This window comes from Pseudoduganella chitinolytica, from assembly GCF_029028125.1.
Lineage (GTDB): Bacteria > Pseudomonadota > Gammaproteobacteria > Burkholderiales > Burkholderiaceae_D > Rugamonas > Rugamonas chitinolytica.
The window spans coordinates 2,062,185-2,088,381 of sequence record NZ_CP119083.1; the positions used below are offsets into that span (position 1 = coordinate 2,062,185).

At 68.1% G+C, this 26,197-nt stretch carries 21 protein-coding genes; 13 read left to right on the plus strand and 8 right to left on the minus strand.

Annotated features, from left to right (window positions below; translation table 11 throughout):
- The first annotated feature begins 2 nt into the window (after window positions 1–2).
- The 5 genes from PX653_RS09180 (at window position 3) to PX653_RS09200 (ending at window position 2,555) form a co-directional block, all read left to right on the plus strand.
- Window positions 3–269 (plus strand): hypothetical protein, encoded by a 267-nt coding sequence (locus PX653_RS09180; protein ID WP_277417585.1) that lies wholly within the window; start codon window positions 3–5, stop codon window positions 267–269.
- Between the two features lie 505 nt (window positions 270–774).
- Complete coding sequence (locus PX653_RS09185; RefSeq protein WP_277417586.1) at window positions 775–975, plus strand: hypothetical protein; 201 nt, start codon at window positions 775–777, stop codon at window positions 973–975.
- Window positions 976–1,604: 629 nt separating this feature from the next.
- Window positions 1,605–1,859 (plus strand): hypothetical protein, encoded by a 255-nt coding sequence (locus PX653_RS09190; RefSeq protein ID WP_277417587.1) that lies wholly within the window; start codon window positions 1,605–1,607, stop codon window positions 1,857–1,859.
- 96 nt (window positions 1,860–1,955) lie between these two features.
- The gene (locus tag PX653_RS09195) at window positions 1,956–2,159 is read left to right on the plus strand and encodes a hypothetical protein (protein ID WP_277417588.1); all 204 of its coding nucleotides are present in this window, start codon (window positions 1,956–1,958) and stop codon (window positions 2,157–2,159) included.
- A gap of 66 nt (window positions 2,160–2,225) precedes the next feature.
- Complete coding sequence (locus PX653_RS09200; RefSeq protein WP_277417589.1) at window positions 2,226–2,555, plus strand: Dabb family protein; 330 nt, start codon at window positions 2,226–2,228, stop codon at window positions 2,553–2,555.
- A gap of 3 nt (window positions 2,556–2,558) precedes the next feature.
- Here the strand turns inward: PX653_RS09200 and PX653_RS09205 are convergent, their stop codons facing one another.
- Window positions 2,559–3,137 (minus strand): PEP-CTERM sorting domain-containing protein, encoded by a 579-nt coding sequence (locus PX653_RS09205; protein ID WP_277417590.1) that lies wholly within the window; start codon window positions 3,135–3,137, stop codon window positions 2,559–2,561.
- A 285-nt stretch (window positions 3,138–3,422) separates the two neighbouring features.
- Here PX653_RS09205 and PX653_RS09210 point away from each other — a divergent pair, with 285 nt between their 5' ends.
- Both PX653_RS09210 and PX653_RS09215 read left to right on the plus strand, forming a co-directional pair.
- Window positions 3,423–4,082 carry a PEP-CTERM sorting domain-containing protein gene (locus PX653_RS09210; protein WP_277417591.1) on the plus strand — a complete coding sequence of 220 codons (660 nt, stop codon included), beginning with the start codon at window positions 3,423–3,425 and terminating at the stop codon, window positions 4,080–4,082.
- Window positions 4,083–4,152: 70 nt separating this feature from the next.
- A complete protein-coding gene (locus tag PX653_RS09215) occupies window positions 4,153–4,731 on the plus strand; it encodes a hypothetical protein (RefSeq protein WP_277417592.1) in 579 nt (192 codons plus the stop codon).
- A gap of 224 nt (window positions 4,732–4,955) precedes the next feature.
- Here PX653_RS09215 and PX653_RS09220 read toward each other — a convergent pair whose 3' ends face one another.
- The 3 genes from PX653_RS09220 to PX653_RS09230 all read right to left on the minus strand — a co-directional run bounded on the left by PX653_RS09220 (window position 4,956) and on the right by PX653_RS09230 (window position 9,196).
- Window positions 4,956–5,855, minus strand: a complete 900-nt coding sequence (locus tag PX653_RS09220) for a flagellin N-terminal helical domain-containing protein (protein ID WP_277417593.1) — start codon at window positions 5,853–5,855, stop codon at window positions 4,956–4,958.
- 133 nt (window positions 5,856–5,988) lie between these two features.
- Window positions 5,989–7,701, minus strand: coding sequence for a response regulator (locus PX653_RS09225; protein ID WP_277417594.1), 1,713 nt, complete (start codon window positions 7,699–7,701; stop codon window positions 5,989–5,991).
- Window positions 7,688–9,196: an ATPase domain-containing protein gene (locus PX653_RS09230; RefSeq protein WP_277417595.1), complete on the minus strand. Its 1,509-nt coding sequence runs from the start codon at window positions 9,194–9,196 to the stop codon at window positions 7,688–7,690. The genes PX653_RS09225 and PX653_RS09230 overlap by 14 nt, the downstream gene beginning before the upstream one ends.
- Before the next feature lie 348 nt (window positions 9,197–9,544).
- On the opposite strand from PX653_RS09230, the gene PX653_RS09235 reads away from it, so the two are divergent.
- The 5 genes from PX653_RS09235 (at window position 9,545) to PX653_RS09255 (ending at window position 16,886) form a co-directional block, all read left to right on the plus strand.
- Entirely contained in the window at window positions 9,545–9,769 is a 225-nt protein-coding gene (locus PX653_RS09235; RefSeq protein ID WP_277417596.1) for a hypothetical protein, read from the plus strand.
- A gap of 339 nt (window positions 9,770–10,108) precedes the next feature.
- Window positions 10,109–11,269 carry an acyl-CoA dehydrogenase family protein gene (locus PX653_RS09240; protein WP_277417597.1) on the plus strand — a complete coding sequence of 387 codons (1,161 nt, stop codon included), beginning with the start codon at window positions 10,109–10,111 and terminating at the stop codon, window positions 11,267–11,269.
- Window positions 11,266–14,061, plus strand: coding sequence for a response regulator (locus PX653_RS09245; RefSeq protein WP_277417598.1), 2,796 nt, complete (start codon window positions 11,266–11,268; stop codon window positions 14,059–14,061). Before PX653_RS09240 ends, PX653_RS09245 begins: the two co-directional genes overlap by 4 nt.
- A 22-nt stretch (window positions 14,062–14,083) precedes the next feature.
- On the plus strand, window positions 14,084–14,386 hold the full coding sequence (locus tag PX653_RS09250) for a hypothetical protein (RefSeq protein WP_277417599.1): 303 nt from the start codon (window positions 14,084–14,086) through the stop codon (window positions 14,384–14,386).
- A 121-nt stretch (window positions 14,387–14,507) separates the two neighbouring features.
- The gene (locus tag PX653_RS09255; protein ID WP_277417600.1) at window positions 14,508–16,886 is read left to right on the plus strand and encodes a sensor domain-containing protein; all 2,379 of its coding nucleotides are present in this window, start codon (window positions 14,508–14,510) and stop codon (window positions 16,884–16,886) included.
- 2 nt (window positions 16,887–16,888) lie between these two features.
- Here the strand turns inward: PX653_RS09255 and PX653_RS09260 are convergent, their stop codons facing one another.
- From PX653_RS09260 to PX653_RS09275, 4 genes are all read right to left on the minus strand, one after another.
- A complete protein-coding gene (locus tag PX653_RS09260; RefSeq protein WP_277417601.1) occupies window positions 16,889–17,494 on the minus strand; it encodes a histidine phosphatase family protein in 606 nt (201 codons plus the stop codon).
- A gap of 132 nt (window positions 17,495–17,626) precedes the next feature.
- Window positions 17,627–19,786, minus strand: a complete 2,160-nt coding sequence (locus PX653_RS09265) for an endonuclease (protein ID WP_277417602.1) — start codon at window positions 19,784–19,786, stop codon at window positions 17,627–17,629.
- A 211-nt stretch (window positions 19,787–19,997) separates the two neighbouring features.
- Window positions 19,998–21,146 (minus strand): endo-1,4-beta-xylanase, encoded by a 1,149-nt coding sequence (locus PX653_RS09270; RefSeq protein ID WP_277417603.1) that lies wholly within the window; start codon window positions 21,144–21,146, stop codon window positions 19,998–20,000.
- Between the two features lie 113 nt (window positions 21,147–21,259).
- Window positions 21,260–22,471: an ROK family transcriptional regulator gene (locus PX653_RS09275; protein ID WP_277417604.1), complete on the minus strand. Its 1,212-nt coding sequence runs from the start codon at window positions 22,469–22,471 to the stop codon at window positions 21,260–21,262.
- A 502-nt stretch (window positions 22,472–22,973) separates the two neighbouring features.
- Between PX653_RS09275 and PX653_RS09280 the strand changes: the two genes are divergently transcribed.
- Entirely contained in the window at window positions 22,974–26,045 is a 3,072-nt protein-coding gene (locus tag PX653_RS09280; RefSeq protein ID WP_277417605.1) for a TonB-dependent receptor, read from the plus strand.
- Window positions 26,046–26,197 lie beyond the last annotated feature (152 nt).

Below are 26,197 nucleotides of genomic sequence, written 5' to 3' on the forward strand. Positions count from 1 at the left end.
TAATGACCGACACTACCCTCATCGAGCGCCTGGCCGAAGCCGTGGCACAACACATTCGCCCAGCGATTCCCCTGTCTGTGGATCTGTGGGACATCGCAACGATTGCCGCCTACCTAAAGCGCTCGCCACAGCAGGTTCGGGAACGCATGGCTTGCCTTCCTGGCTTCCCCAAGGCCATCCGACTCCCGACCACGAACGGCCGTACGCATCCGTTGTACAATGCCGCCGAGGTGATCAAATGGGCCCAGGGCTACCAGGAAAAGCACTGAACGCTACGCGCCCCGCTCCGCCAAGCCGCCTTGCGCGGCTTTTCTTTGCTCCTCCGAACCCGCTCAGCGGCACGAAAGAATCACGAAAGACGTTCGCAAGTCACTGAATTTTATAGGCGGCGGATTCCGGCCCGGGGCACCACAGCTTCATCGGGTTTGCGGCCAATCATGCCGAGAATGTGTTACTCAGCATTCTTCCGCAATTCTGAGCGATTTCCGCAAACTGGTGGACGACGCTCAACCTGCCCTGCCTGCCGTGGGCGACTATCGCCCCTGCAAACCCAAGACCCAGTCGGCCGAACCAGCGCCAGGCCGCCGCCCTCGACGATGTCATCCAGGCGCTGCACGACATCGGGCCGCGCGCCCGCCCGTGGTGCCGCCGAGCAGATCGCCGGCCCCTCGCAGGGTCCGGCCACGAAGCCGATAAACCACGAAAAAATAAATCCATTTACCAACTATAATTTCTAGTGGACAATGGCAAGTCTTACTTTTGTCGGTGCTCGTCATGAACGCACAGTTGAAATCCATTCCCATGCCCGAAACGGTGTCGCCAGGTTCTGTACAGGCAACCGTTGCCGCGCGCCTTGCCCGCGCCCGGGAGCTGTGCGGCCCCGATGCCAGCCAGGAACTCATTGCCGCCGTATTGCTGGAGCTGGGTGCCGAAACCCGTTGGCGCACCTCCCGTGGTGACGTTGACTACCTCTGATAAGAAAGCTGCAAATCCATAACAGCGCCGCCGATAGATGCCCCAAGCATTGCGGCCGCTGGCTGGCGGCCGAGGCTGATGCTGGCGTAATACCGCGTGTCGCTAGCGCTGCGACGCCGTTACCCATTCGTCAGACTGGCGCACGGTGTCCGCCGCGCGCCGGCATCCGGCCCCGGGCAAGCAGGACCTCTCGTGGCTGGCTGCACGGCAGCCACGCTCTCCGCCATCGACTATCCTGACTGTCATCAATACACGGGACTTCCGGTCTCGGGTCCGCCCACGCCGGCGAGGCACCTGCTGTTTGTCGCACGCCGCTGCACTAGCCTGCCTCTTGAATCAACGCCTTCTCGTCACTGCGCGTGCTGCTCCCGCAGCGCTCTTGCGTTAACGCAATATGTCTTGCCGAACTACCGGCAAGCTTCGGCTGTGACACCGGAAGCAGGCACTTATACCCAATGTTGATCCGAGTGCTTTCCGCTAAAACTTTTTAGTTGAGTACTGGCAAGGAAACTGTGCGATAATTCCTTTACTAAAAAAACCACAAAAGATGCCGCATAGGCATCAGCATTCCAGGGATTTCCATGACTACGCTATCCACCCAGTCGCTCGACACCCTCAGGGAGTCGACGATGCACGCACTCATCCGTACGGTCCTGCAACTGTTCCGCCTGCGGCCGCGCTCCGCAGCGCCGGCCAACGTGGCCGCCGCCGAGACCGGCACCGAGCGCTTCCTGTCTGAGCATTCGTTCCTGACCGAGCCTGAAGCAATGGCCTTCGCCGACGGATTGGTCGCCCAGGGCTACCGCGTGAATGTCCAGCACGACCCTTATGATTATTGCTGGTCGGTCGAAGTGTTCGAGGGCGAGCTGCCGGGGCCGGCGTAGCGACCCGCACGATCGGGACGCTTGACATCGACTGTCGGTTGCGCGATGCTGCACTGCACAAGCCGAGTCGGAGCCAGCATGCAGCCTGAGCGCAGAATGGATATGTTGACGGCCGGTGAAATCGACCGTGCCATTGAAATCGACCGTATGGAAGGGGCCATCAGGGCATGGCTGTACCTGGCCCAGCGTGGCGTCTCGCCAGACACGATCAGGTGCATCCTGTCGCTGGACGGCACCGCCGTCGCGGCCCGGCGCGCGTTCCGCAAGCCCGATGCCGGGCCCGACCCGGTACACCACTGAGCACGCGTGCAACGGGGCGAACGCGGCGGCGGTATGATGGCGATCCGTTAACTTCCAAGTCCAGCCATGCCTGCCAGCCCTGCCCGCCTGTTGCGCCATGTCGTGCTGTTCTCATTCCGCAATGATGCGCCCGCCGAGGCCGTTGAAGCCGTCGTGTCCGGCTTCCATGCCCTGCCCGCAGCCGTTCCCGGCATCGAGTCGTACGAATGGGGTACCAACGTCAGCCCGGAAGGCCTGAACGATGGCTTCACCCATTGTTTCACCCTGAGCTTTGCCAGCGCCGAGGCGCGCGACACTTACCTCAACCATGCGGCCCACCAGCGGTTCGTTGCCACCCTCGGCACGTGCCTGGAACGTTCGCTGGTGCTCGACTACTGGGCGCAGCAGGCAACCTGACCTTCAGCGCGAGCCGCGCTTGCGGCGCGCGCCTCCCCATCCCAGCACGCCCATGCCCGCCAGCAGCATGGCATATGCGCCGGGCTCCGGTACCGATGTCACGACCATGCTGGCATCCCGCGTGTGCAACTCCCAGCCCGGGTAGCCCGCGGCATGCGTGTAGAAGCGCACCGTCATGTCGGGGTAGGCTGCCCAGTCGAGCCGTGCCAGCGCGGTGTTGAGCTGCGTGTAGTCGTCGGCGTTCTCTGCCAGGTCGTACGTCTGCGTTGAACCGTCGTGCGAGGCGCCGGCCACGCGAATCTGGACCAGCTGGGCGCCACCGTTGAACAAGCCGACGTACACCGCGTTTTCCAGCGGCGACTGGTTGCCCCAGCCCTGGTCGACCAGCCACACGCTCGTGTCGATGTCCACGATCCGGTTGGTGCCGTATTGCAGGGAAATCCGGCCGATCTCGAAGGACCCGGCATTCTGATACCAGAACTGGTCCGTCGAAGAAGCGGTTACCGACTGGGTGACGGCCGATGCCGGCAACGACACGATACCCAGTAAAACGACAAGACCCAGACTGTGCACTAGTTTCATGGTGGACTCCTGTTGATGGTGGGGCGGACTGCCTGAAAAGTATGCAGGAGCTGCTGGGTCCGGCATGTATCGTTTTGCACCTGTGGCTTTTCGACCATTGCATCCACGAAGCCACGCCGTCGCTCAGCCAGATTCAATTACTTTTTTATAATTCATTTTAGGCACGTGAATGACATCGCTATACAATTGCCATTGCGGCATGACGGCTGCGCGCAGGTAACGGGCCGGTACCCGATAACACGCCGCACCGGGATCACATCAAAACATTAAAAAGGATATCAACGGATGAAAAGCGTACTCGTTACCGCCCTGTTTTCCGGCTGCCTGCTGGCAGCCGGCCTGACGCAGGCCAAGCCCGTCACCCTTACCACGGTCGCCAGCGGCAACGCCGGCAGCTTCGATTTCTCCCGAGGCGACCAAGGCCTGGGCGAAGCCCAGGGAACCGGTCCGTACCAATTGACTGTCGCGACCACGTTCGAGCTCGACGGGGGCTTTCCTTCGTGGACGAGGGCGGATTTCGATATCACGCTGACCTTCGATGGCGTTACCCGGCGAATGCATGAAACCGGCACCGTGGAGCTGTTCTCGCGCCTTGACGACTGGGCCGACGTTCCCAGAACTTTCCTGTCCCAACGCATCACGGTTGTCGGCCCCGAGTGGAGGACTTTCAAGCTCCAGCAAGTACTGTATTTTGCACCGGAGGTCTATACCCAGCAGACCCTTCCGACCCTGGATGGTGCGCCACTGCAAGCCCGGAGCGGAGACTTCTGGCTCGGCTGGACAGAAGAGGTCGACTTCAATTCGTTCGATCTCGGTCATGCCAGTGGCCAGTACGACACCTCCAGCATGCAGCTGACCAGCGCCGTGCCGGAACCGGCCTCCTATGCGATGCTGGTGGCCGGCCTGGCATTGGTCGGCGCGTTGGCAAGGCGTCGCCGCGCCTGACGCCCGTGACGGCCACGGTCGCGTCTCGCCATTGGGTTCCGTCTGCCGGTCGCCGGCAGATGAGAGGCACATGAGCGAGCATACGCACTTCGAGGCCGCCATGCGCGCGGCCGGCTGCGACGACGCGGACTTGCGTCGCGCAGGCCCGGATTATGCCTGCCCCACCATGGCCGCGCGCTGGCTGGGCTGGCGCGCCGCGCTGGCATGGCGCGACGACCAGGAATCGGATGGCTTGCCGATCCATCGAACCAACCAGTCCGAGAGCGCGTGGCGCGCCGTCTGCGCTGCGCTCGACGCTGCGATGCCCGGCTGGATCGGGCTCGAAAACGTGGGCAAGGATTCGGCCGTGTCGGCCATCGCCATGTTGGCCCGCGCACACGCGTTGCGTGAAGCGCGCACCGGCCTGCACGACGCCATCCACGACGCGATGCAAACGCTGCCGCCAGACAGCACGCTCGAACTGACGCTGGAACGGGGACAAGGCCGGGTGGCCTGGTCGGTTCCCGGCGTCCGACGCCAGGCCGTGTGCAGCGCCGACAACCTGGCGGCGCAGGTGCATGAGGCGCTGCTGGCCGCCGCGCTGGCGTATTGCGCCCCCGACGACGCGCCGGGATCACTGGCAAAACAAGGCGCTGTGCCCCGGTCGTGATGGACCGCCCGGCGATGCTCGCGCAGGCCGCCAGCAGGCCGCGCCAATGCCCACTGCGAAGCCGAACCGCCTGGTCGCCATGGCATCTACCGCGGCCTGCGGCGCTATCGCTGCCGCCAGTGCGGCGACACCGCGCAAACGATCGGCCACAGCGGCTGCGGCCTGGGCCGGATAAAACAATCGGGGACAGCCTCCGATTTTGGGTTGTTGCTACGGCGTCAGGATTATTGCAGCAGCGACAGGACCAGCGACGATTGGCTGTTGGACTGCTTCAGCATCGCGGTGCCGGCTTGCAGCAGCATCTGGTTCGACGTCATGTTGGCCGATTCCGTCGCGAAGTCGACGTCCATGATGCGGCCGGAAGCGTTCTTCGTGTTGGTCGAGATGCTCGACAGGTTGTTGTACACGTGATCCAGGCGGTTCGACACGGCACCCAGCTTCGAGCGCATCGTGCCCACGGAGTCGATCGCGTCGGACAGCGTCTTGATCGTCGCGTTGGCGGCGGTGGCGCCGGCAGTGGCGTCCGCACCGGAGATTTCCGTACCGGCAGCCGAAGCGGCGACGCCGGTGGCGCCGTCGTACTGCGTGGCGGCCAGCTTGATCTTGTCGTGCACGGCGGTCATTTCCGTCGTGAAGTCGGCCGTCATCTTTTCATCCTTGTCCGAACCGATCTGGAACGTGATGGTCGTCGACAGCTTGCCGGTGCCGCTCGTCAGCAGGTTGGTGCCGCCGAACTTGGTGTTGGTCATGATGTTGCCCAGTTCGTTCGACAGGGAGTCGAATTCGGCCTGCATCGCGTCCTGGTCGTCCTTGGTCGAGGAACCGTCGGCAGCTTGCGTTGCCAGGTCCTTCATGCGGTTCAGGATGTTGGTCGTTTCGTCCAGCGCGCCTTCGGCGGTCTGCATCAGCGAGATCGAGTTCTGGGTGTTGCGCATTGCCACTTGCATGCCGCTCGTCTGGGTCTTCAGGCGGGTGGCGATCTGCAGGCCGGCAGCGTCGTCCATGGCCGAATTGATGCGGTAGCCGGTCGACAGGCGGGTCATCGACGTGGACAGGGTGCTCTGGGTGCGGGTCAGCGAGTTCTGTGCGGACAGCGCGGCGTTGTTGGTGTGAAGGCTCAGCATGTTGATTACTCCGGTAGGGTGTTGAGTCGGGAGCAGCTTTCTGCCCTCTCATGAGTACAAGACGACCGTTCCGGAGTGGGCATTAAATGCCCCGTGGAAAATTTCTGATTTATTTTCGCGGCGTGACGTTCCGTCATGCCCCGGCCGTGCCCCGCAGCGACCGTCGCACCACGCTGGCCAGCTCGGCCAGCTGGAACGGCTTCTTCAACACCGTTCCCTCGCCCAGCGCGGCCTGGATGGCCGCCATGTCGGCATAGCCCGTCGCCACCAGCACCGGCAGGTCCGGATAGCGGGCGCGCGCCGCGCGGGCCAGTTCCGCGCCCGTCATGCCCGGCATCAGGTAGTCCGTCAGCACGATGTCGGGCCGGGCATGCTCCAGTGCGGCCAGGCCGGCCGGGCCGTTGGCGGCCTGCGTGACGTCGCAGCCAAGCGTCACGAGCGCATCGGCCATGCCGGCGCGGACGAAATCGTCGTCCTCCACCAGCAGAACGCGGGCGCCCGCCAGCACGTCGCTGCCCAGTTCCGGCAGGCCCTCGTCCGCGCTTGGCCGCGCGGCCGCCGGCAGCCAGATGGCGATGGTCGTGCCGGCGCCCGGCTGGCTCGTCACCTGGGCCGTGCCGCCCGACTGGTGTGCCATGCCGTACACCTGGCTCAGGCCCAGTCCGGTGCCCTTGCCCACGCCCTTGGTGGTGAAGAACGGCTCGAACACGCGCGCCGCCACCTCCGGGCTCATGCCGGAACCGTTGTCGGTGACGGCGATGCGGACGAATTCGCCTTGCGCGCGCAGTTCGGGCGGCGGCGCGGCCCGGCTGGCGTCGAACGCGATGCGGCCACCGTCCGGCATGGCGTCGCGCGCGTTGATCGCCAGGTTCAGCAGCGCCATTTCCATCTGGCTGGCATCGGCCACGACGCAGTCGACGTCGTCCGCGACGCACGCCTGCAGGGCGATCGACTTGCCCAGCAAAGGCCGCGCCATGGCCAGTACGGCATCGAACAGCGCATCCACCCGCAGCGGCGTCAGGTCCAGGGCCTGGTTGCGGGCGAACGCGAGCAACTGGGCCGTCAGCTTGGCGCCCCGCTCGCAGGCCGCCTTGGCCGTGCGGGCGCGGGCCCGCACGGCTTCGTCGTTGCTCATCATCAGGATGAGTTCCATCGTGCCTTGCACGACGTTGAGCAGGTTGTTGAAGTCATGCGCGACGCCGCCCGTCAGCCGGCCCAGCGACTCCATTTTCTGGTACTGCACCATGGCCTGCTGGGCCCGTTCACGCTCGATCGTCTCCAAGGTCAGCCGGTCGTTGGCCTGGGCCAGCGCCAGCGTGCGCTCGGCCACGCGCCCCTCCAGCGTCGCGTTCAGGCTGGCCAGCTGCGCCGACACCGTCTCGCGGTCGGCCAGCACCTCGCGTGCCTGGTACTGGCGGCGCCGCGCCCGCAAGGCCGACTCGGCGGCGCTGCCCAGCGTCTGCGCGCTGAGCGGTCGCTCCAGCAGCACCAGGTTGCCCAGCGCCGTCAGCGCGTCCGTACCGGCGCCCGCCACGTCCGCCAGCCGTTTGCCCAGCAGCACGACGAACGGGAAATCCGACCAGGGTGCCTGGCCGCCCAGCCACGCCAGCAGGGGACCGAGGTCGGCCCGCAGCAATGCTTCCTCGGTAACGATGGCGGCGCCCGCCCCCTCGCGCAGCGCTGCCGTCAACGCCGCGCAGCTCGGTACGGCCGCGCACGCGATGCCGCGCCGGGCCAGCACGCCGGCAATCACGTCGGCGTCGCGGCCGTGCGGCGCCAGCAGGAGTACGCGCTGTTCCAGCGCATCGAGAAGCATGCGCGCTTCCGGCGCATCAGCGGCCGGCATCGTCACCTGCCGCCATCAGGGTCGTATCGCCCCGGTACGTGGGCAGGCCCGTCAGGATGCCGTCGAAGCCCTGCAGCGAGGCGCCGATGTCGATGCCGCCGCTGTGCAGCCGCAGTTCGTGGATCGTCAGCGCATGGTTGGCCGTACGGCTCTTGGTGACGGTGATGGCGCGGCGCAGCTTGCCGCCCGCCTCGAAGAAGCGCAGCAGCACGGTGCTGTCGCTCAGGTAGCTCAGGTCGATGTCGCGGCGCACCTCCCCGATCAGGCCATGTTCACCCAGCACGAGGGTCGTGGTGACGCCTTTCTGGTTCAGGTAGGTCAAGAGTTCCCGCATCTGCAGCATCAGATAATGCTCGCCCGGCATGGCCTGCAAGTACGCATTCAAGCTGTCGATGACGATGAAATCGACGCCCTCCTGCTCGACGGCGTCCACCAGCATCTGGGCGAACTGGCCCGGCGCCAGCTCGGCAGGGTCGATGTGGCGCACGGCCAGCGCGCCGCCGTCCAGGTAGGGCTTCAGGTCCATGCCCAGCGCGCTGGCGCGGGCGTAGAACGTGCCGAGACCCTCGTCGAACAGGTAGAACGCGGCCTTTTCGCCCCGGGCCAGGGCCGCCAGCATGCAGCGCACCGTCACCGTGGTCTTGCCCACGCCGGACGGGCCCACGATCAGCGTATTGGTACCGGCCACCAGGCCGCCACCCAGCAGGCGGTCCAGGCCCGCGGTGCCCGTGGAGCGCGCCACCGGCACGAACTCGCCGGCGTGCTCCGCGGCCACCAGGCGGGGGAACATGACGATGCCGCCCTGCTCCAGCACATAGTCGTGATAGCCGCCACGGAAGCGGATGCCGCGCATCTTGACGATATTGACGCGGCGCCGCTCCTTGCCGAATTCCTGCGTCACCTGCTCCAGGCTGATGACGCCATGGGCAATACTGTGCAGGTGCTGGTCGGTCTGGCTGGTCTTGTCGTCCAGCATCAGCACCGTGCAGGCGCGCGCCGCAAAGAACTGCTTGAGCGACAGGATCTGGCGACGGTAGCGCAGCGGGTTCTGGGCCAGCAGCCGCATTTCCGACAGGCTGTCGAAAACGATGCGGGCCGGCTTGACGGCTTCGACCTGGGCCATTACGCCGCGCGTGGTCTCGCCCAGCTCCACCTCGGCCGGATACAGCACCGACTGCTGCGCGTCCGGATCCAGCATGTCGTCGTTGGCCAGCTCGAAGATCGCGATCTGTTCGAGCGACCAGCCGTGGCTGTGCGCGACGGCGTGCAGCTCGTCGGCGGTTTCCGACAACGTGATGTACAGCCCCGCCTCGCCCCGCGCCACGCCCTCGAGCAGGAACTGCAGGCCCAGCGTGGTCTTGCCCGTGCCGGGCGTACCCTCGACCAGGTAGACGCGCTCGGCCGTCAGGCCGCCGCACAGGATGTCGTCGAGCCCCGGTACGCCGGTGGCGATGCGGCGGGCGGTTTCGAGGCGGGATGTCGTAAGTGGCTTCATCAACGGACCTTTGCTGCCGCCAGCGCCGGCGGCCGGCCGGCGGTCGCGGCCCGGCCCGATGACGCGGGCGGAAAAATACTGCGCCGCCGGGCGGCGCTGCGGAGTCTAAATTATAGATCGAAAGTTTCGTTTCACCGCGTTACGTTGAGCAGGCGCTCGCAACAGACGCTTGCAGCGGACATTCGGGCCGGCGCGCTGTCAGCAGGCCGTCACAAAAGCCCGCTAAGCTGGCCCGACCTCCGCCCGAAAGGACCGGCCATGCAGCCGTTGCCGCCCATCCCACCTGAGCGCCCCCCGGAACGCCGCACCGACGGCCGGCTCGCGCGTGTCGTGCACATCGGCGTCGCCATGGTCCCTGCCTATGGCAAGCTGCGCGCGGCCCGTTTCATGGGCGCACGCGGCGTGCCTGCCTGCCTGCTGGTGCTGCTGCTGCGGCTGGGCGAGCGGCGGCGCCAGCCGGGTGCCGCCCGCGCCTGGTCGACATTGCCCTGGACGGCCCCGCGCGAGCGGACGCGGGCACAAGAACACCCCGCCTCGCAGCCGCGCGGCCTCACGGCGGCGAGCGCCGGATAAGCCGGCACAGCACCTCCAGCGACGCGCCCGCGCTGGCGGGCGGGTGACCCGTGCACGTGCGGCTGCGCACGTGCTTGCGGCGTACCCTTCCATCGGCAGCGGGCGTTCGGCCGCAGTACGTCCCTTCCCGTCGATTCCTCGGCAGCATGGTTCCTCCTGCCGCGATTATTCGCACCTCCGCCCGACAGCGGGCACACGTTAGCCCCAGGAAACGTGTGCCCATTGCTGCCCGCGCCGCCGCACAATGGGGCACGCGGGCACGCGCACGATTGCCAGGAAGACACTGAACAGTAACAGCGATCATCTATACTTGCCTTTTTTATCTCATGGATCAACGACGTGGTCAGACTGCACTCACCCATCCTCGATCGCCTGGCCGACCTGACGCGCCAGATCGTCGACGACACCGTCCTGCCGCACGCCGAACAGGTCGACCGTGACGGCTGCTGGCCCGAGCAGTCGATGCGGGCGTTTGCCGCGGCCGGCCTGCTGGGCCTGCAGGTGCCCGGCATCCTGGGCGGGCACGGGCAAGGGCTGCACGCGCTGTGCCACCTGACGTCGCTGATCGGCCAGGCTTGCCCGTCGTCCGCCCTGTGCTTCGGCATGCACTGCGTGGGCACGGCCGTCATCGCCGCCAAGGCGACCGAACACCAGCGCGACCGCTACCTGCGCGAGATCGCGGCCGGCCGCCACATCACGACGCTGGCGTTGTCCGAAAGCGGTACCGGGGCCCACTTCTACCTGCCGGAAACGACGATGACGGCGCAAGGCGACCGCTATCTCCTGAACGGCACCAAGCAGTTCGTGACCAACGGCGGCCGGGCCGACTCCTACGTCGTGTCCACGGTGGCCAGCGGCGGCGCCGCCGAGGGCGACTTCAGCTGCATGATCGTGGACGCCGGCACGCCCGGCCTGACGTGGATGGCGCCCTGGCACGGCTTCGGCATGCGCGGCAACTCCTCGCGCGGCCTGCACCTGACCGATGCGCCGGTCCCGGTCGCGAACCTGCTGGGGACCGAAGGCGACCAGGTCTGGTATGTCTTCGAAGTGGTGGCGCCCTACTTCCTGATGGCGATGGCCGGCACCTACCTCGGCATCGCGCAGGCCGCCGTGGACCTGGCCGGCGAGCACCTGCGCAACCGTCGCCACAGCCACACCGGCGCCACCCTGGGCGAGCTGGAAACGATGCAGACGCGCTATGCGGCCATGTGGGTGGCACTGCACAAGACCCGCGCCCTCGTCCTCGAGGCGGCCCAGCGGGGCGATGCGGGCGACCCGGAAGCGCTGCCGTTCATCCTGGCCTGCAAGGCCGACGCGGGCGAGACGGCGGTGGCACTGGCCAACGAGGCGATGACGATCTGCGGCGGCGCCGCCTACCGCGACAACAGCCGCGTGGCCCAGCTGCTGCGCGACGCCCGTGCCAGCCACGTGATGTCGCCGACCACGGACATGCTGCGCATCTGGACGGGCCGCGCCCTGCTGGGCATGCCCCTGCTATGAGCGGGGCCGCGCCCGTCATCCTGCACATCGGCGCCACGGCGCAACCGGCGCCGCTGCCGGATGCTCCGGCCCAGGCCACGGTCGTGCCATGCAGCGCCGCGCGCGTGCTGGCCGGTGGCACCGGCTGGCTGCCCCCGGCGACCGCCCTGTGCGTCATCGCGGCGGATGTGGCGCGGCCGGTCGTGCTGGCCCGCCAGATGCGGCGGCACTGGCCGACGGGCCGCATCGTGTTCCTGGCCGACGACGCTGCCGCGCTGCGCGTGGAATTGCGCCGCAGCCCGATGGTGGGCGACGCCATCGTCCTGGCCCCGGCCGACCCGCAACTGGGGCGCCAGCTGGCCCAGGCGCTGCAGGCCGCCGCCACCCAGCGGCGCCTGCGCACGACGCTGGACCGGGCCAACACGCAGCTGGCCAGCCGCACCGTCGACAGCACGGCGCTGCGGCGCATGGTGCTGGCGGAAAGCTACCTGCGCGACTTCTGGGAACAGTCGGTCGATGCCGTCATCGGGCTCGATGCGAACACCCAGGTGGTGTACTGGAACCGCCGCGCCAGCGAGCTGTTCGCCATCGCCCCGGCCGATGCGACCGGCACGTATGCGCACGAACTGCCGTTCTGGAACCGTGAGCTGGACGCCGCGCTGGGCCGCATGACCGATGGCGCCAGCCGCGCCGTGCTCGCCTTGCGCCTGCGTGGCAGCGTGGAACCGATCGAGGTGGCGATCACCGGCATCCGCGACGGCGAAGCCTTCGTTGGCGTGCTGCTGTCGCTGCGCCCGGCGTCGCCCGCCCAGCGCGAACTGCTGGCCGAGCGCGAACGCAGCCGCGTCGCCGTGGCGCAAGCACAGGGCAAGGCACGCCAGCTGGCCAGCCTGTTCGAACACGCCCCCGGCATCATGGCCGTCACGGCCGGCCCGGCGCTTGTCTTCGAGATGGCCAACGAATCGTTCGGCCGGCTGTTCGGCACCCGTCCGCAGGCCGGCGCCACGCTGGACGGCGCGTTTCCGTGGCTGGCCGGACAGCCGCTGCGCGACCTGTACGAACTGGCCCGCACCTCGGGCGAGGAAGTGGTGGCGACAGCGGTACGGCTGACGCTGCCCGCCGGGGCCGGCGACGTCTACCTCAACCTGGTGCTCAAGCCCGTGCAGGAGGACGACGACGCGGGCCGCGTCTTCCTGCAGGCGGACGACGTGACGGCACAGGTGGGCGCCGAAGCCACCCGCCGGCGCCACCAGGAGGAGCTGGAGGAGGCCGTGGCGCAGCGCACGCGCGAGCTGGAGACGGCCCAGGCCGCGCTGCTGCAGGCGCAGAAGATGGAAGCCGTCGGCAAGCTGACGGGCGGCATCGCCCACGATTTCAACAACATCTTGCAGGTAGTCGGCAGCAACCTCGAGCTGCTGGCCGCGGAACACAGCGGCGACGCGTCCGCGCGCCAGCGCATCGCCAGCGCCGTCGCCGCAGTCGACCGGGGCGCCCGCCTGTCGAGCCACCTGCTGGCGTTCGCGCGACGCCAGCCGCTGCAGCCGAGCGCGCTGGACGCGGGCGACGTGGTGCGCGGCATGGACGAGCTGCTGCGCCGCGCCATCGGCGAGGCGATCGCCGTCCAGATCTGCATCCGCGCCGACCTGTGGGCCGTCCAGCTCGACCGCGCCCAGCTCGAGAACGTCCTGCTCAACCTCGCTATCAACGCGCGCGACGCAATGGCCGGCAGCGGCAGCCTGACGATCGAGCTGGACAACGTGACGCTGGACGCCCGCTACGCCCACCGGCATGCGGACGTGGGCAGTGGCGACTATGTACTGCTGGCCGTTTCGGACACGGGCGCCGGCATGACGGCGGCGACCCGCGCACGGGCATTCGAGCCGTTCTTCACCACCAAGCCGGAAGGCCAGGGCACGGGCCTCGGCCTGTCGATGGTGTACGGTTTCATCAAGCAGAGCGGCGGCCACGTGGAGCTGTACAGCGAGGTGGGCCATGGCACCACCGTCAAGCTCTACCTGCCGCGCTCGTCGGAAGCGGCCCAGCCGGCCACGGCGCCCGCGCGCGGCCCGGTGCGGGGCGGCACCGAGACCGTGCTGATCGTCGAGGACGACGACGCCGTGCGTGCGGCCGCCGCCGACCAGCTGGCGGCGCTGGGTTACACGGTACTGACCGCGCCCGATGCCGGCGCGGCCTGGCGCCTGCTGCAGGATGGCGCCACGCCCGACCTGTTGTTTACCGACGTGGTGATGCCGGGCCCCCTGGGCAGCCCGGAGCTGGCGCGCCGGGCCACCGCGCTGCTGCCCGGGCTGGCCGTGCTGTTCACATCCGGCTACACGCAGAACGCGATCGTGCACGGCGGCCGGCTCGACGCCGGTGTCGAACTGCTCGGCAAGCCGTACCGGCGCGACGAACTGGCCACGCGCGTGCGTGCCGTTCTGGACAGCCGGGCGCGCGGCTTGCCCATCCCCGCCCAGGCGGCGCCGGCCCAGCCCCGCGTGCTGGTCGTGGAAGACAATCCGGACGCCCAGGACCTGCTGTGCCAGATGCTGGGCCTGATCGGCCATGCGGCGACGGGCGTGGGCTCGGCCGAGGCCGCGCTGGGCCTGCTGGAACACGCGGACGTGCTGCTGACGGACGTGCAGCTGCCGGGCATGTCCGGCATCGCGCTGGCGCAGCATGCCCATGCCCACCATCCCGGCCTGCGGATCGTCTTCGCCACGGGTGCGCAGGCGCCGGACCTGCCGTTCCCGACCGCCGTACTGCGCAAGCCCTATACCATCGAGCAGCTGCGCCACGCGCTGGCGCCAGCATAAATCCACCACGCCAGGAGCCATCATGCCGGAAACCTCGTTCAGCTACGACACCATCACCGCCAGCGCGCTGCGCACCATCATGGCCATCGCCGGGCAGGCCCGCGCCGGCGAGCCGGCCGACCCCGACGCCTGCTGGACCATGGCACGCGGCGCCTTCCGCGCCTGGTGCGAGCTGGTGGGCGACGCCGCCACCGAGGCCGACCGGGCCATGCTGGAGCAGGTCTTCGAAGGCATCCCGCTGAACGATCCCGCCTGCGCCGCCACGGCGCCGGGCAACTGGCGTCCCAGCCCCATCGTCGTGCTGGCACCGGCCGCCCCGCGCTGACGGCATGGCGGGCGCCGGGGCGTCAGCCGTGCGCGCCCGCCCCGCCCAAATGGGGCTATCATGGTTCACGTCTGCCTGGCGAGCCATCCGGCCCGCCGGTAGCGCGCGACAGGAGACGGCGATGAGTCTCGCGCCCTTACCCCTTGCGGTGCTGGTCGTCGATGCCAGCGGTGCCGTGATCAGCTGGAACAAGGCCTTCGAGAAGCTGGCCGGCTATGGGCCGGACGAGGTGCGCGGACGCGACCTGGCCGGCTTCGTCGAGTTCGACGAGCCGGTCCAGCTGTTCTCTCCCACGCTGGCCCAGGCCAACCTGGCGGGCCGGCTGCTGTGCGCCCGCGGCTGCCCCCTGCCCGTGCGGCTGACGGTGGCCCCGCAGTCGCTCGATACGGAGGAGCCGGGCAAGTACAGCGTGATCGTGCTGCCGCTGGCGGGCGAAGCCGCGCCACGCAATGCGCTGCTGCAGGACTTTCCCGTGGCGGAGCTGATCGAGAACCTGCCGTGCGTGTTCTACGTGATCGACCAGAGCGGCCACCTGCTGTTGTGGAACCGCCAGCTCGAGCACGTGCTGGAGCGCTCCAGCGAAGAACTGCCGACCACCAACGTGAGCATGTTCTTCGACGCCAGCGAGCACCAGCTGGTGCGCGACAATATCCTGGCCGCGTTCGAACTGGGCAGCTCCTCGCACGAAGCCGAACTGCTGGGCAAGCACGGCAAGCGCACCACCTGCCTGTTCAACTGCGCCCGCACCAGCCTGGGCAACGTGCCCTGCGTGTTCGGCACGGGGCTCGACATCTCGGCGCGCAAGAAAACCGAACAGGGCCTGCGCGTCAGCGAGCGGGCCATGTACTCCAGCGTCAACGCGATCATCATCACGTGCTGCTCGCACGGCGACAACCTGATCGAGTACGTCAACCCCGCGTTCGAGCAGATGACCGGCTACGAGCTGGCCGAGATCAAGGGCCGAGATCCCCGCTTCATGCGGCTGCAAGGCTGCGACCTGCACGAGCACGAACGCATCCGCGTGGCACTGCGGGGCAAGACCGGGGTGCACGTGGTACTGCGCAACATCAAGAGATCGGGCGAGATCTTCTGGAACGACCTGCGCATCGATCCTGTCATCAATATCGACGGCCAGGTGACGCACTTTGTCGCCGTGATCAACGATGTCACGCAATCGCGCCAGTACGAGCGGCGCCTGCACCACCTGGCCCATCACGACGCGCTGACGGGGCTCGCCAACCGGACCCTGCTGCAGGAGCGCCTCAAGCACGCCCTGCACTCCGCCTTGCACGGCGGCGCCGCGGGCGCGCTGGCGTTCGTCGACCTGGACAACTTCAAGCACATCAACGACACCTTCGGCCACGATGCCGGCGACGCCGTGCTGCGCGAGATCGCCGACCGCCTGCGCGCGGGGGTGCGCGACAACGACACGGTGGCGCGGCTGGGCGGCGACGAGTTCGTGGTGCTGCTCGACGAGCCGCCCGACGAAACGGTGGTCGCCGACCTGCTGGAGCGGCTGCGCCACTGCGTCGACCGGCCCATCCTGCTGCGCGGCAAAGAGCTGATCGCGGGCGCCAGCTTCGGTGTCGCGATGTTCCCGCGCGATGGCGACACGATGGACCGCATCATGCGCGCCGCCGATGCGGCGATGTACCACGCCAAGACACTCGGCAAGAACAACGTGCAGTTCTACTCGACGGAACTGAGCCGCGTGGTGCACCAGCACTGGCTGCTGGAGGCCAACCTGAGCCGGGCGATCCGCAACCGCGAGATGGTGCTGGGCTACCAGCCGAAGGTCGACCTGCGCACGGGGCGCGTCGTCGGCGCCGAGGCGCTGGTGCGCTGGCACAGCCCGGAGCGCGGCGTGGTCGGCCCGGACAAGTTCATTCCCATCGCCGAGCAGACGGGCCTGATCGTGCCGCTGGGCGACTGGGTCATCGGCGAGGCCTGCGCCACCCTGCGCTCGCTGGCGACGCTGGGCGTGGTCGACTTCGTCATCTCCGTCAACCTGTCGGCCCGCCAGCTGCGCCAGCGCCACTTCGTCGAGCACCTAGCCACGACATTGCGCGAGCACAGCATCGCGCCGAACGCACTGGAACTGGAAGTGACGGAGAGCCAGCTGATGGACAACCCGGCGGCCGCGCTGGAGGCGCTGGCGCAGCTGAAGGCGCTGGGGGTGCGCCTGTCGATCGACGATTTCGGCACCGGCTATTCAAGCCTGTCGTACCTGCAGAAATTCCCCGTGGACGTGATCAAGATCGACCGCTCGTTCCTGGGCGACGTGGCCAGCGAGGGCGATGCCGTGATTGCGCGCGCCATCATCGCGCTGGGGCACAACCTGAAGCTGGAAGTGATCGCCGAGGGCGTCGAGACGCGCGAGCAGCTGGCCTTCCTGCAGGACCACGAATGCGACCAGATGCAGGGCTACTACTTCAGCCCCGCCTTGCCGCAGGACCGCCTGAGCAGTATGGTGTGCAACGACGTGCGGATGGTGGTGTAGGCTTACATCGCCTGCACGGCATCGGCACTCTTCGGCACGCCCAGCCGTCCCAGCACCGCCAGCGTGCCGTCCGGGCGGATTGTCGCCACCAGCATTTCGCCCTGCGCCAGCTTGTCGCCCGTCAGCGCCTGGATATTGACGTCATGCGTGACAAGGACCAGGTTGCCGGCCGCCGCGCCCTGCTTCGCCTGCACACCAAGGGCCTGGCGCAGCTCGGCCAGCTTGCGCCCGCGCCCGTCGGGGTCGTCGCCCATCAGCGAATCCAGCATGGGCGCCGGCTCGACGCGGCCGAACGCGATGCGGGCCGTGTCCTGGCAGCGGCACCAGCGGCTCGACAGCACGCGCGCCACGGGCACCCCGTGCTGGCGCACGGCCGCGCCCAGCGCGCGCGCATCCTCGCGGCCCGGCAGCGACAGATTGCGCTGGGTGGCGCAGTCGTTCAGCGTGAAGCCGGGCGGATCGCCCACGCCCGGCTCCGTCGCGGCATGGCGCACCACCAGCACGTGGCCGCCCGCCTGCAGGCGGCGCCACAGCTCGTCGGGCGTCTCGGCCAGGGTGGGGCCGGCGCACAGGACCAGGAACCAACCCAGCAGGGTACGTCGTTGCATGATGCCTCCCGTTGTCATGAAGGATGAGCGTGACATTACGCCCTTGAGCATGACATTACGCCCTCCATGCGGCGCCGTGCGGCATTTTCCCGTGCCTGTCGCGTGGCGGTCACGCGCCGCGCGATGCGTTTCTCAGGCCAGTCCGCGGACAAAGTCGATGCCCGCCGCCCAGTCCGGGAAATCGATCAGCGGATTGCGGTTGCCCTGCTTCTCGAAGATGGCCGCGTTGCGGTGCCGTTCGTAGTCCGTCACGGCATCGGCCGCATGCCATGCCAGCAGCATCGCGATGCGGTCGGGCGTGTATTCGCTGGCGCTGCGGTCGATCATGCCGGGATAGCGCAGCAGGAAGTACAGCGTGGCGCGCGCCACGGCCCCCTTGCCGCTGCCCGGCTCGAACTTGCCGGGCTCGCGCTTGCCGCAGTCCGTGCGCACGATCTCGCCGAAATCGGTGAAGTCGAAAAACGGCGTATTGCCCCGGAAGCTGTTGCAGTCCATCTCGCAGGCGAACAGGTGGTGCAGGTCGCCACGCATCGGTTCGCGCTTCTTGAACCATGACTGCGGCACCACGTGCTCGCAGTTGTACGGCAGCGCCGCTTCCAGGAAGTCGTCGTCCACCGGTGCCGCCTCCAGCGCCCCCGGGCGGGGAATCGCGACCGCGGCGCGCAGGCGGGCACGCCGTTCGTCGATCGCGAAGTCGGTCTCGATCAAGGCGCGGGCCGAGAAGCCCTTGCCGGAGTAGATGCTGACGATATCGTCGCCACCGCGCGTATGGCGCAGGTCCACCCAAGGGTACAGGTGCTTCGCCGGGCTGTAGGCCGGCTGCGTCGTGTGCGTGCCCGTCAGCAGTTCGTGCAGCGCCGCGTAGGCCGCGGCCGGCTCGGGCGGCAGCGCGAAGCCGGCATAATAGGCGGCGCGGGCCGCCCCGTCCGCCGCCGCATCGTAGTAGGTGCGCTGCGGCGCCCGCGCCAGTTCGGCCAGCGCCTCGGCCAGTGCGGAGCGGACGGGCGGCACCACGATGGCCGGAGCGCCGCCGGGCGCCGGGATGGGGGCGATGAAGCTTCCCGCGCCTGGCGCCAGCGCGGACACCTGCGCTGCCGGCTGGCCCAGCTGCACCGTCACCGTCAGCGGGATCGTCCACGTCGCCGTGCCGGGCTGGGAGACAGGCGCATGGCCGGGCGCATGGCCGGAGCCAACGGCGGCGGGGGCCGGTGCGCCCTGGCCGGCGCTGGCGGCGGCCAGGGCCAGCGCGGCGTCGCCCGCCTGGCCGGCGGCGGCCGCCTCCAGCGCCGACGGCGGCGTCAGGTTCAGCAAATCATCCCGCAGCGCGGCCTGCATCGGCGGCAACGGCTGCGCCTGGATATGGTTGACGATGCTGCTGACGCGGATGCCCTCGTTGGCCACCCAGGCGATCAGGTCCGGATCCATGCCCTCCTCCCAGACGCTGCCGTCGCGCGTCAGCAGCCGGCCTTGCGCATCGCGGCTGGGCACGCCGGCATGGTGCAGCGCCACCACTTCCCACTGGTCGTTGTACACCGGCGAGCCGGACGAGCCGGGTTCTGTGTCCGTCACGTAATGGGCGAAGTCGTCGAACAGGTCGACCAGCTCGTTGGAGCGCAGCACCAGCTGCTTGGCCTCGCCACGGGGATGCTGGATGATGTTGAGCGGCTCGCCCAGCAGCACCTTGCCCTGCGTGCCGATCAGGCGCGACCAGCCATAGCGGTTCAGCGCGATGCCGCGTGCGGACTGCGCCGCCACCGCCACCAGCGTGAAGTCGAGCGCCGCGTCGGTCATGAAGAAGCGCTGCGGCTCCAGCTTGAAGCCGACGATGGGCAACTGGCGTCCCGCGCGGTCGTTCTGGTAGTCGAACTCGACTTCGCTGACGGCCGCCGTGTCGGCACTGTCGAGCACGTGATGATTGGTCAGCAGCAGCGTCGGCGACACCATGAACCCGGTGCCGTAGCCGATCGACCGGCCCAGGCTGGAGCGGATATTGATGCGGCCCACGAAGCGCGCCACGGCCAGCGCCAGTTCGACGAAATTCATGTCGAGGAAGTCGGCATTGCCCTGCACCCGCTCCAGGCCGATCGCTTCGGTCAGCGGCGCCAGCCCGTGCATCCGGGCGGCGGGCAGGACGGCCGCCTGCGACAGCCGGGCCAACCGGGCCTGCACCCGCTGGGGCGATTCGGCCCCGATGGCGTTGCCGTTGCGGATCTTTTCCAGGTTGGGTTCGCGCACATGGGCGCGGCGCTGCCAGCGCTCGCCCGCGGCCACGGCGATATGGGTGAAGTCCATCTTGAGCTCCGGGCAAGCACGGCCGGGCGGCAAGCACCGCTTGCACCGTGCAACTGATGATTACCGATTCTATCCGAACCGACCACCACAAATCGTCCAGGATAGTGTTGATTTGTGTCAGGAGTATGTAATCGGTAGGCTTGCCGTGGCGCAAGTCGTAGTCTCGCCCGTTGCGCGCCGGGACGACGCCGGCGTACGCCAGTGACCCGGCTCAGCCGCGGGGCGGCATGGCCCGGAACGCGGCGACGAGGGCTTCGCGCAACGGCTTGGGCGACAGGTCGTCGTCGAATGCCGTGGTGCGCGACGGCATGCCGTGCTCGCGCATGGCCATGTTCTTTTGCTGGCGCAGCCAGTTGGCCTTGTCGGCCATGCCCCACATGAAGAAGTCGGTCACCTGGCGATAGCTGAGCGTGACGTCCAGGTAGTCCTTCGCGCGCGCGGCCACGCCGACGTCGCGGCTGGTGACGTCGGCAGGCAGCGCGCGGTCGCTGACGTCGAATTCGGAAATGACGATCTGGTAGCCCATGCCGGTTACTTCATCCAGGAACTTGCGCCATTCGCGGAAGGGAGCCTTGCCGCCCTTTGCCTCCAGGTCGCTCCACGGGCCGACGTGGCTTTGCATGCCCAGCGCGTCGACCGGCGTGCCCCGCGCCTTGAGCGCCTCGAGGAGCCTGAGCACGCCGGCGCGGTGTTTCGTGGCACCCACCTCGGGTCCCATGTAGTCGTTGTAGACCAGCTGCGCACGCGGCACGTTGGCCTTCGCCAGCCGGAAGCACATGTCGATCTGGGCCAGCGGACCGCCCAGCTTGCGCGTCAGCACGCTGTCGCGCAGTCCGCCCGTGGCGGGATCGACCGCCTCGTTCATGACGTCCCAGCTGTACAGGTCGTCGCCGAAGTGGCGCGTGACCGTGTTGATGTGATCCGACAGGATGCGTTCGGCCTCGCGCCCCGGCTGGGCGCCGAAATCGTACTGGACCAGCCAGGCCGGCGCCCAGCGGTCCTCCTGCCAGACCAGCGTGTGGCCGCGCCGCTTCAGCCCTTCCTTGCGGGCCCACGCGAAAATCGCGTCGGCCGCCTTGAAATCGAAGACGCCCGGGCGCGGCTGCAAGGCCGTCCATTTGGTGGCGTTCTCGCACACCACCGCGTGGCATTCGCGGGCCGTCAAGGCCCGATAGGCGGGGTTCTCGAACCGGTCCGGGCCGCCGCCCATCGCATTGCCGACGCGCAGTCCCTTCCTGCCGGCGACTTCCTTGAGCGTCGGTCCCGGTCTCGATGTCGGCCGCGCCGCGGCGGCGATGCCGGGCGGCAGGGCAAGACCGGCGGCAAACAGCGCGAGGGCCTGGCGGCGATTCAACGTCATGCACGTTCTCCTTGATCCAGTGACGAAAGCCATACGGCCGGCCTGCAGCGGCCAGCCTTCCATGATAGCCAGTTTACCCACCTGCGGGCGCGCGGATGAGCCAGGGCGCGTGCCTACCCACCCAGTGGCCGCGTCAGGCGGTAGCGGGCCAGGGCCGCGGCGCCCACGGCGACGGCATCGGCGCCGAAGTGCGACGTGCGGATCGCCGGCGGCGTCATCATCGCGGCCTCGGCATAGCCGGCCAGTACGGCACGCGCGGGCCCGATCAACCTGTCGCCCAGTCCCAGTGCGGCGCCACCGATGACGATGGCCATCGGGTCGAAGCTGGCCCACAGGTTATTGAGCAGCACGCCCAGCTGGCGCCCGGCCGCCTCCACCGCCGCGCAAGCCGCGCCTTCGCCATGGCCGACCCGGTCGAACAGCACCTGCAGCGCCGCCAGGTCGGTCCCCCGGCCATGGCCCGGACCTTCTCCCAGCATCGCTCCAAGGCCGAGCAGCGCATCGGCACAGCCGCGCCGGCCGCACGAGCACAGCGGGCCATCCACCTGCAGGATCGCGTGGCCCACCTCTCCCGCGTAGCCGTGCCGGCCCGTCAGCAGGCGGTCGCTGACGATGACGCCGGCCCCCACGCCGTAGCCGATCGACAGGTAGATCAGCGGGTCCGTGGCCGACTGCGGCGTGAACTCGAATTCCCCCAGCGCGGCCACGTTGGCTTCGTTCTGCATGGTAAGCGGCACGTCCGCCAGCGGCGTGCCCGGACCGAAGTGGCCCGCCAGCAGTCCCGCCACGTCGACATTGCGCCAGCCCAGGTGCGGCGCGTGGCGCAACAGCCCGGCCGCCTCGTCGACGGCACCGTGCAGGCCCATCCCCATGCCCAGCACGTGGCGTCCCCCGGTGGCCGCGTCGCGCCGCGCCAGCCGCCGCGCCAGCGTCGTCATCCCGTGCGCCACCCGGCCGATGCACGCGGCGGGGTCGGTCGCGTCGTCGTACGGGATGGTCAGCGCATCGACGACCCGCCCCAGCAGGTCGGTGGCGACCACGCGCGCCTCGTCCACGCCGACGTCCGCGCCCAGCAGCGCCAGCCGGGTTGGGTCGAGGTGCAGCGGGGTCGCGCGACGCCCTACTTCGCCGGTCGTGCGCAATTCGCTTTCCGCCAGCCAGCCCTCTTCCACCAGCTCGCGCACCAGCAGGCTGACCGTGGATTTGGTCAGTCCCAGCACGTCGGCCAGTGCCGCACGCGACAGCCCTGGCTGGGCGCTGACCTGGCGCACCAGCGCCATCCGGTTGAGTTGTTTCAGCAGTTGCTGGTCGCCCGTTACTGGCATGGAGGGATGCGCCGCTTCGTGGTTGTCATTGTGATGATTATGCAACACGGCGGCGCTTCGCGTCAGCCCCCATGCTCTTCTGCTCGGCTGGCCGGATTACATAAATTACGTAAATTACGTAATGGCCGCACGTTGGCGGGTAGCGGAGCGAAGTGCTTGATTTGATGTTGAAAACGTTTTCTCATCTTGCAAGCCACTTCATGCGTGGCGCGCCGCGCCAGCGTCCCGCCCCGCCAGAGGGAGCTCGACCACCTGCTATTGCTGAACTATTTAATTGGTTCGTTCGATTGACCAATTAACCTTCCGCTGCCTAATCTTCAGCTCATCCCGTTCGCGCGCACGGTCGATTCGGAACCGCGCGACGGCGCGCCGGCACGATGGCCGGCGCGGCGGCGAACGGGTAGCTGGCGACGCAGAGCACAACAAAAGCGACGTCGCCGGCTGACCACTACCGGCGTGCGCCGCATGGCGGGCGCCATTTCGCCAACAGAGAGGAGACACCGTGCAGCAGACAACCAAGGGATTTTCCCCGCATCCGAATACCAGGCGCCGCCTGATCGCCCTGGCCGTGGCCGGCGCCTGGGCCGCGCTGACAGCGCCTGCCGGCGCCCAGCAGGCCAGCGCCGTTTCGACCGGCGCCACGGCGCCCGCTGCCACCACGCCGGCCAGCGAAGCGGCCGCCGCCCAGGCCACGGCGGCGCAAACCACGCCATCGACCGGCGCCGATGCCGACGCGGGACCGAAGGTCGTCGTCAAGGGCATCCGCGCCAGCCTGCAATCGACCCTGAACCTGAAGCGCAACTCCGACGGCATCGTCGACGGCATCGTGGCCGACGACATCGGCAAGTTCCCCGACACCAACCTGGCCGAATCGCTGCAGCGCATCTCCGGCGTCTCCATCGACCGCAACCGCGGCGAAGGCGCGCAAGTCACCGTCCGCGGCGTCGGCCCGGACCTCAACATGGTGCTGCTCAACGGCCGCCAGATGCCCACGTCCAACCTCGGCGACCTGGCCGGGCGCGCCTTCGACTTCTCCAACCTGGCCTCCGAATCGATTTCGCAGATCCAGGTGTACAAGAGCTCGCGCGCGGACACGCCGCCGGGGGGCATCGGCGCCACCATCAACATCATGACGGGCCGGCCGCTCGACCTGGGCAACACGGCCAGCGTGGGCGCCAAGGTGGTGTACGACACCTCCAACAAGCACCTGCCGCAGGAGGACAAGGCCAAGCACTCGTACACGCCGGAGATCTCGGGCATCTACAGCACGACCTGGAACGACGGCATGTTCGGCGTGGCCGTCAGCGCCAGCTACCAGGAGCGCAACCTGGGCGTCAACACGGCGTCGATCACGAATGGCTGGCAAGGGCCCTTCCGCGGCGACGAGAACAGCTGGGGCACGATCCCGCAGCCCGGTACCGCGGGCGCCGCCGACATCGTCAACCGGCCCGACCCGACCGACGTCTACGCGGTGCCGCAGAATATCTCGTACTTCATGCGCGGCACGCAGCGCCAGCGCACCAACGGCCAGCTGACGTTCCAGTTCCGCCCCAACAAGGACATCACGACCACGCTGGACTACACGTACTCGCAGAACAAGATCCAGACCAAGTACCACGAGCTGTCCGCCTGGTTCAACTTCGGCCCTTCCGCCAGCAGCTGGACCGACGGTCCCATTGCCGCACCGCTCTACTACCAGGAGAACGTGGCGAACCAGGACATCGCCATGAACGGCGGCGACTATGGCACCAAGTCGGAAAACAATTCGCTGGGCTTCAATGCGCAGTGGAAGGTGTCGCGCGACCTGAAACTGAGCCTGGACGTGCACCACTCCACCGCGGAATCGAAGGCCGACAGCCCATTCGGCTCGGAGAACGACCTGGCCACCGTCAGCTTCAGCCGGGGCAACACGCGGGTCGACTTCAGCGACGAGATGCCGGTGCTGTCGATCGAGGGCGCGGACTTCAACCGCGCACCGATGCAGGTGTCGGGCTCCTGGTTCAAGAACGGCTACCAGAAGATGAAGATCGACCAGGTGCAAGCCAGCGGCCGCCTGAACCTGATGGAAAGCTCGGCGCTGAACTTCGGCCTGTCCGCCACCAACGTCGAGAACCGCTCCGCATTCCAGCAGGTGCAACGCGACACGTGGGGCGGCGCCACCACGCCGGCCGACTACCCGCAGTCGCTGTGGCGCGCCGATACGCTGGGCCAGTACTTCAGCAAGCTGGGGGGCTCCGGCAATCCGGCCCTGTTCCAGCAGATCCACCTGTTCGATTTCGCGGCGATGCGCCAGCGCGCCATCGAGGCGACGGGGCTGCCGGACAAGTATTCGCCCAGCCTGGCCGACCCTGACTACGACCGCCGCACGACGGAAAAGAGCCGCGCGCTGTACTTCCAGCTCAACACCGAGTGGGACACGGCGCTGCCGATGCATACGGGCCTGGGGTTCCGCTACGAGAAAACCGACGTCACCTCCACCGCCCTGTCGCAGACGGTGGCCGGCGTCAACTGGGTGTCGCAGAACGAACTGCCGTTCGTCTTCAGCGGCAAGGAATTTACGACGCTGAAAGGCGACTACCACAACCTGCTGCCGAGCCTCGACTGGGACATGGACCTGCGGCCCGACTTCAAGGTGCGCGCCAGCTACGGGCACACGATCGGCCGGCCGCGCTACGACCAGATCCAGGGCGGCACCACCATCGATCCGACCGGCACCGTCAACGGCGGCAAGGGCTCGCGCGGCAACCCGGCCCTGAAACCCGTGAAGTCGAAGAACCTCGACCTGTCGGCCGAGTGGTACTACGACAAGCAGAGCGTCGTCTCGCTGGGCCTATACTACAAGAAGCTGGACAACTACGCGGGCCAGACGGTCGCCGACGAAACGTCGCCGAACGTGACGACGCCGGTAGGCGGCAGGTACTGGAACGCGGCGCTGGCGTCGGGCTGCATCGTCACCGACACCAACTGCCTGCGCAACTTCATCCTGCGCACCTTCGACGGCGAGGCCGGCGTCACGCGCGGCCCGGACAACGCGGCCGGCAACGCCACCGGCACGATCAGCGGGATCCCCGGCGACCCGTTCGTCCACTACGACATCACCACCTTCGTCAACGAGAAGGCGGCGACGTTGAAAGGCGCCGAGGTCAACCTGCAGCACATGTTCGGCAACAGCGGCTTCGGTATCCAGGCCAACTACACGTACGTCAAGTCCGACCTGACGTTCGACAACGCCAGCAAGGGCAACCAGTTCGCGCTGGTCGGCCTGTCCGATTCGGCCAACCTGATCGGCATCTACGAGGACGCGAAGTGGTCGATCCGCGCCGCGTACAACTGGCGCGACAAGTTCCTCTCGTCCGTCACCGATCCGGTCGGCCCGAACCCGCAGTACGTGGAGCCGTACGGCCAGCTGGACCTGTCGATCGGCTACAACGTCAGCCCGCGCCTGGCGCTGTCGTTCGAAGCCATCAACGTGACGGACGAGACGCAGCGGGTGCACGGCCGGCATGAGCGCATGGTCCTGTCGGCCACGCAGTCGGGGCCGCGCTACATGGTGGGGGCGCGCTACAAGTTCTGATGACGTCAGGCGACAGGCGGCCTGGGTCAGCGAGCGCTGGCTTGTCCTTCAACCCAGGACCAAAGAACTGGGGTCGGACCCGTTGGGTCCGACCCCGGCCCTCCGCCGTAGGGGTTGTCGATGTCAGCGGCCCGCTGGGGTAATTCTTCCCT

Excerpts from the sequence above, each read along its gene's own strand:
- PX653_RS09275 (WP_277417604.1), bottom strand. The coding sequence starts at position 22,471 with ATGCCAGTAACGGGCGACCAGCAACTGCTGAAACAACTCAACCGGATG.
- PX653_RS09245 (WP_277417598.1), top strand. The coding sequence starts at position 11,266 with ATGAGCGGGGCCGCGCCCGTCATCCTGCACATCGGCGCCACGGCGCAA.
- PX653_RS09200 (WP_277417589.1), top strand. The coding sequence starts at position 2,226 with ATGCCTGCCAGCCCTGCCCGCCTGTTGCGCCATGTCGTGCTGTTCTCA.
- PX653_RS09185 (WP_277417586.1), top strand. The coding sequence starts at position 775 with ATGAACGCACAGTTGAAATCCATTCCCATGCCCGAAACGGTGTCGCCA.
- PX653_RS09205 (WP_277417590.1), bottom strand. The coding sequence starts at position 3,137 with ATGAAACTAGTGCACAGTCTGGGTCTTGTCGTTTTACTGGGTATCGTG.
- PX653_RS09260 (WP_277417601.1), bottom strand. The coding sequence starts at position 17,494 with ATGCAACGACGTACCCTGCTGGGTTGGTTCCTGGTCCTGTGCGCCGGC.
- PX653_RS09235 (WP_277417596.1), top strand. The coding sequence starts at position 9,545 with ATGGTCCCTGCCTATGGCAAGCTGCGCGCGGCCCGTTTCATGGGCGCA.
- PX653_RS09215 (WP_277417592.1), top strand. The coding sequence starts at position 4,153 with ATGAGCGAGCATACGCACTTCGAGGCCGCCATGCGCGCGGCCGGCTGC.
- PX653_RS09270 (WP_277417603.1), bottom strand. The coding sequence starts at position 21,146 with ATGACGTTGAATCGCCGCCAGGCCCTCGCGCTGTTTGCCGCCGGTCTT.
- PX653_RS09255 (WP_277417600.1), top strand. The coding sequence starts at position 14,508 with ATGAGTCTCGCGCCCTTACCCCTTGCGGTGCTGGTCGTCGATGCCAGC.
- PX653_RS09195 (WP_277417588.1), top strand. The coding sequence starts at position 1,956 with ATGGATATGTTGACGGCCGGTGAAATCGACCGTGCCATTGAAATCGAC.
- PX653_RS09225 (WP_277417594.1), bottom strand. The coding sequence starts at position 7,701 with ATGCCGGCCGCTGATGCGCCGGAAGCGCGCATGCTTCTCGATGCGCTG.
- PX653_RS09220 (WP_277417593.1), bottom strand. The coding sequence starts at position 5,855 with ATGCTGAGCCTTCACACCAACAACGCCGCGCTGTCCGCACAGAACTCG.
- PX653_RS09230 (WP_277417595.1), bottom strand. The coding sequence starts at position 9,196 with ATGAAGCCACTTACGACATCCCGCCTCGAAACCGCCCGCCGCATCGCC.
- PX653_RS09210 (WP_277417591.1), top strand. The coding sequence starts at position 3,423 with ATGAAAAGCGTACTCGTTACCGCCCTGTTTTCCGGCTGCCTGCTGGCA.
- PX653_RS09180 (WP_277417585.1), top strand. The coding sequence starts at position 3 with ATGACCGACACTACCCTCATCGAGCGCCTGGCCGAAGCCGTGGCACAA.
- PX653_RS09265 (WP_277417602.1), bottom strand. The coding sequence starts at position 19,786 with ATGGACTTCACCCATATCGCCGTGGCCGCGGGCGAGCGCTGGCAGCGC.
- PX653_RS09190 (WP_277417587.1), top strand. The coding sequence starts at position 1,605 with ATGCACGCACTCATCCGTACGGTCCTGCAACTGTTCCGCCTGCGGCCG.
- PX653_RS09250 (WP_277417599.1), top strand. The coding sequence starts at position 14,084 with ATGCCGGAAACCTCGTTCAGCTACGACACCATCACCGCCAGCGCGCTG.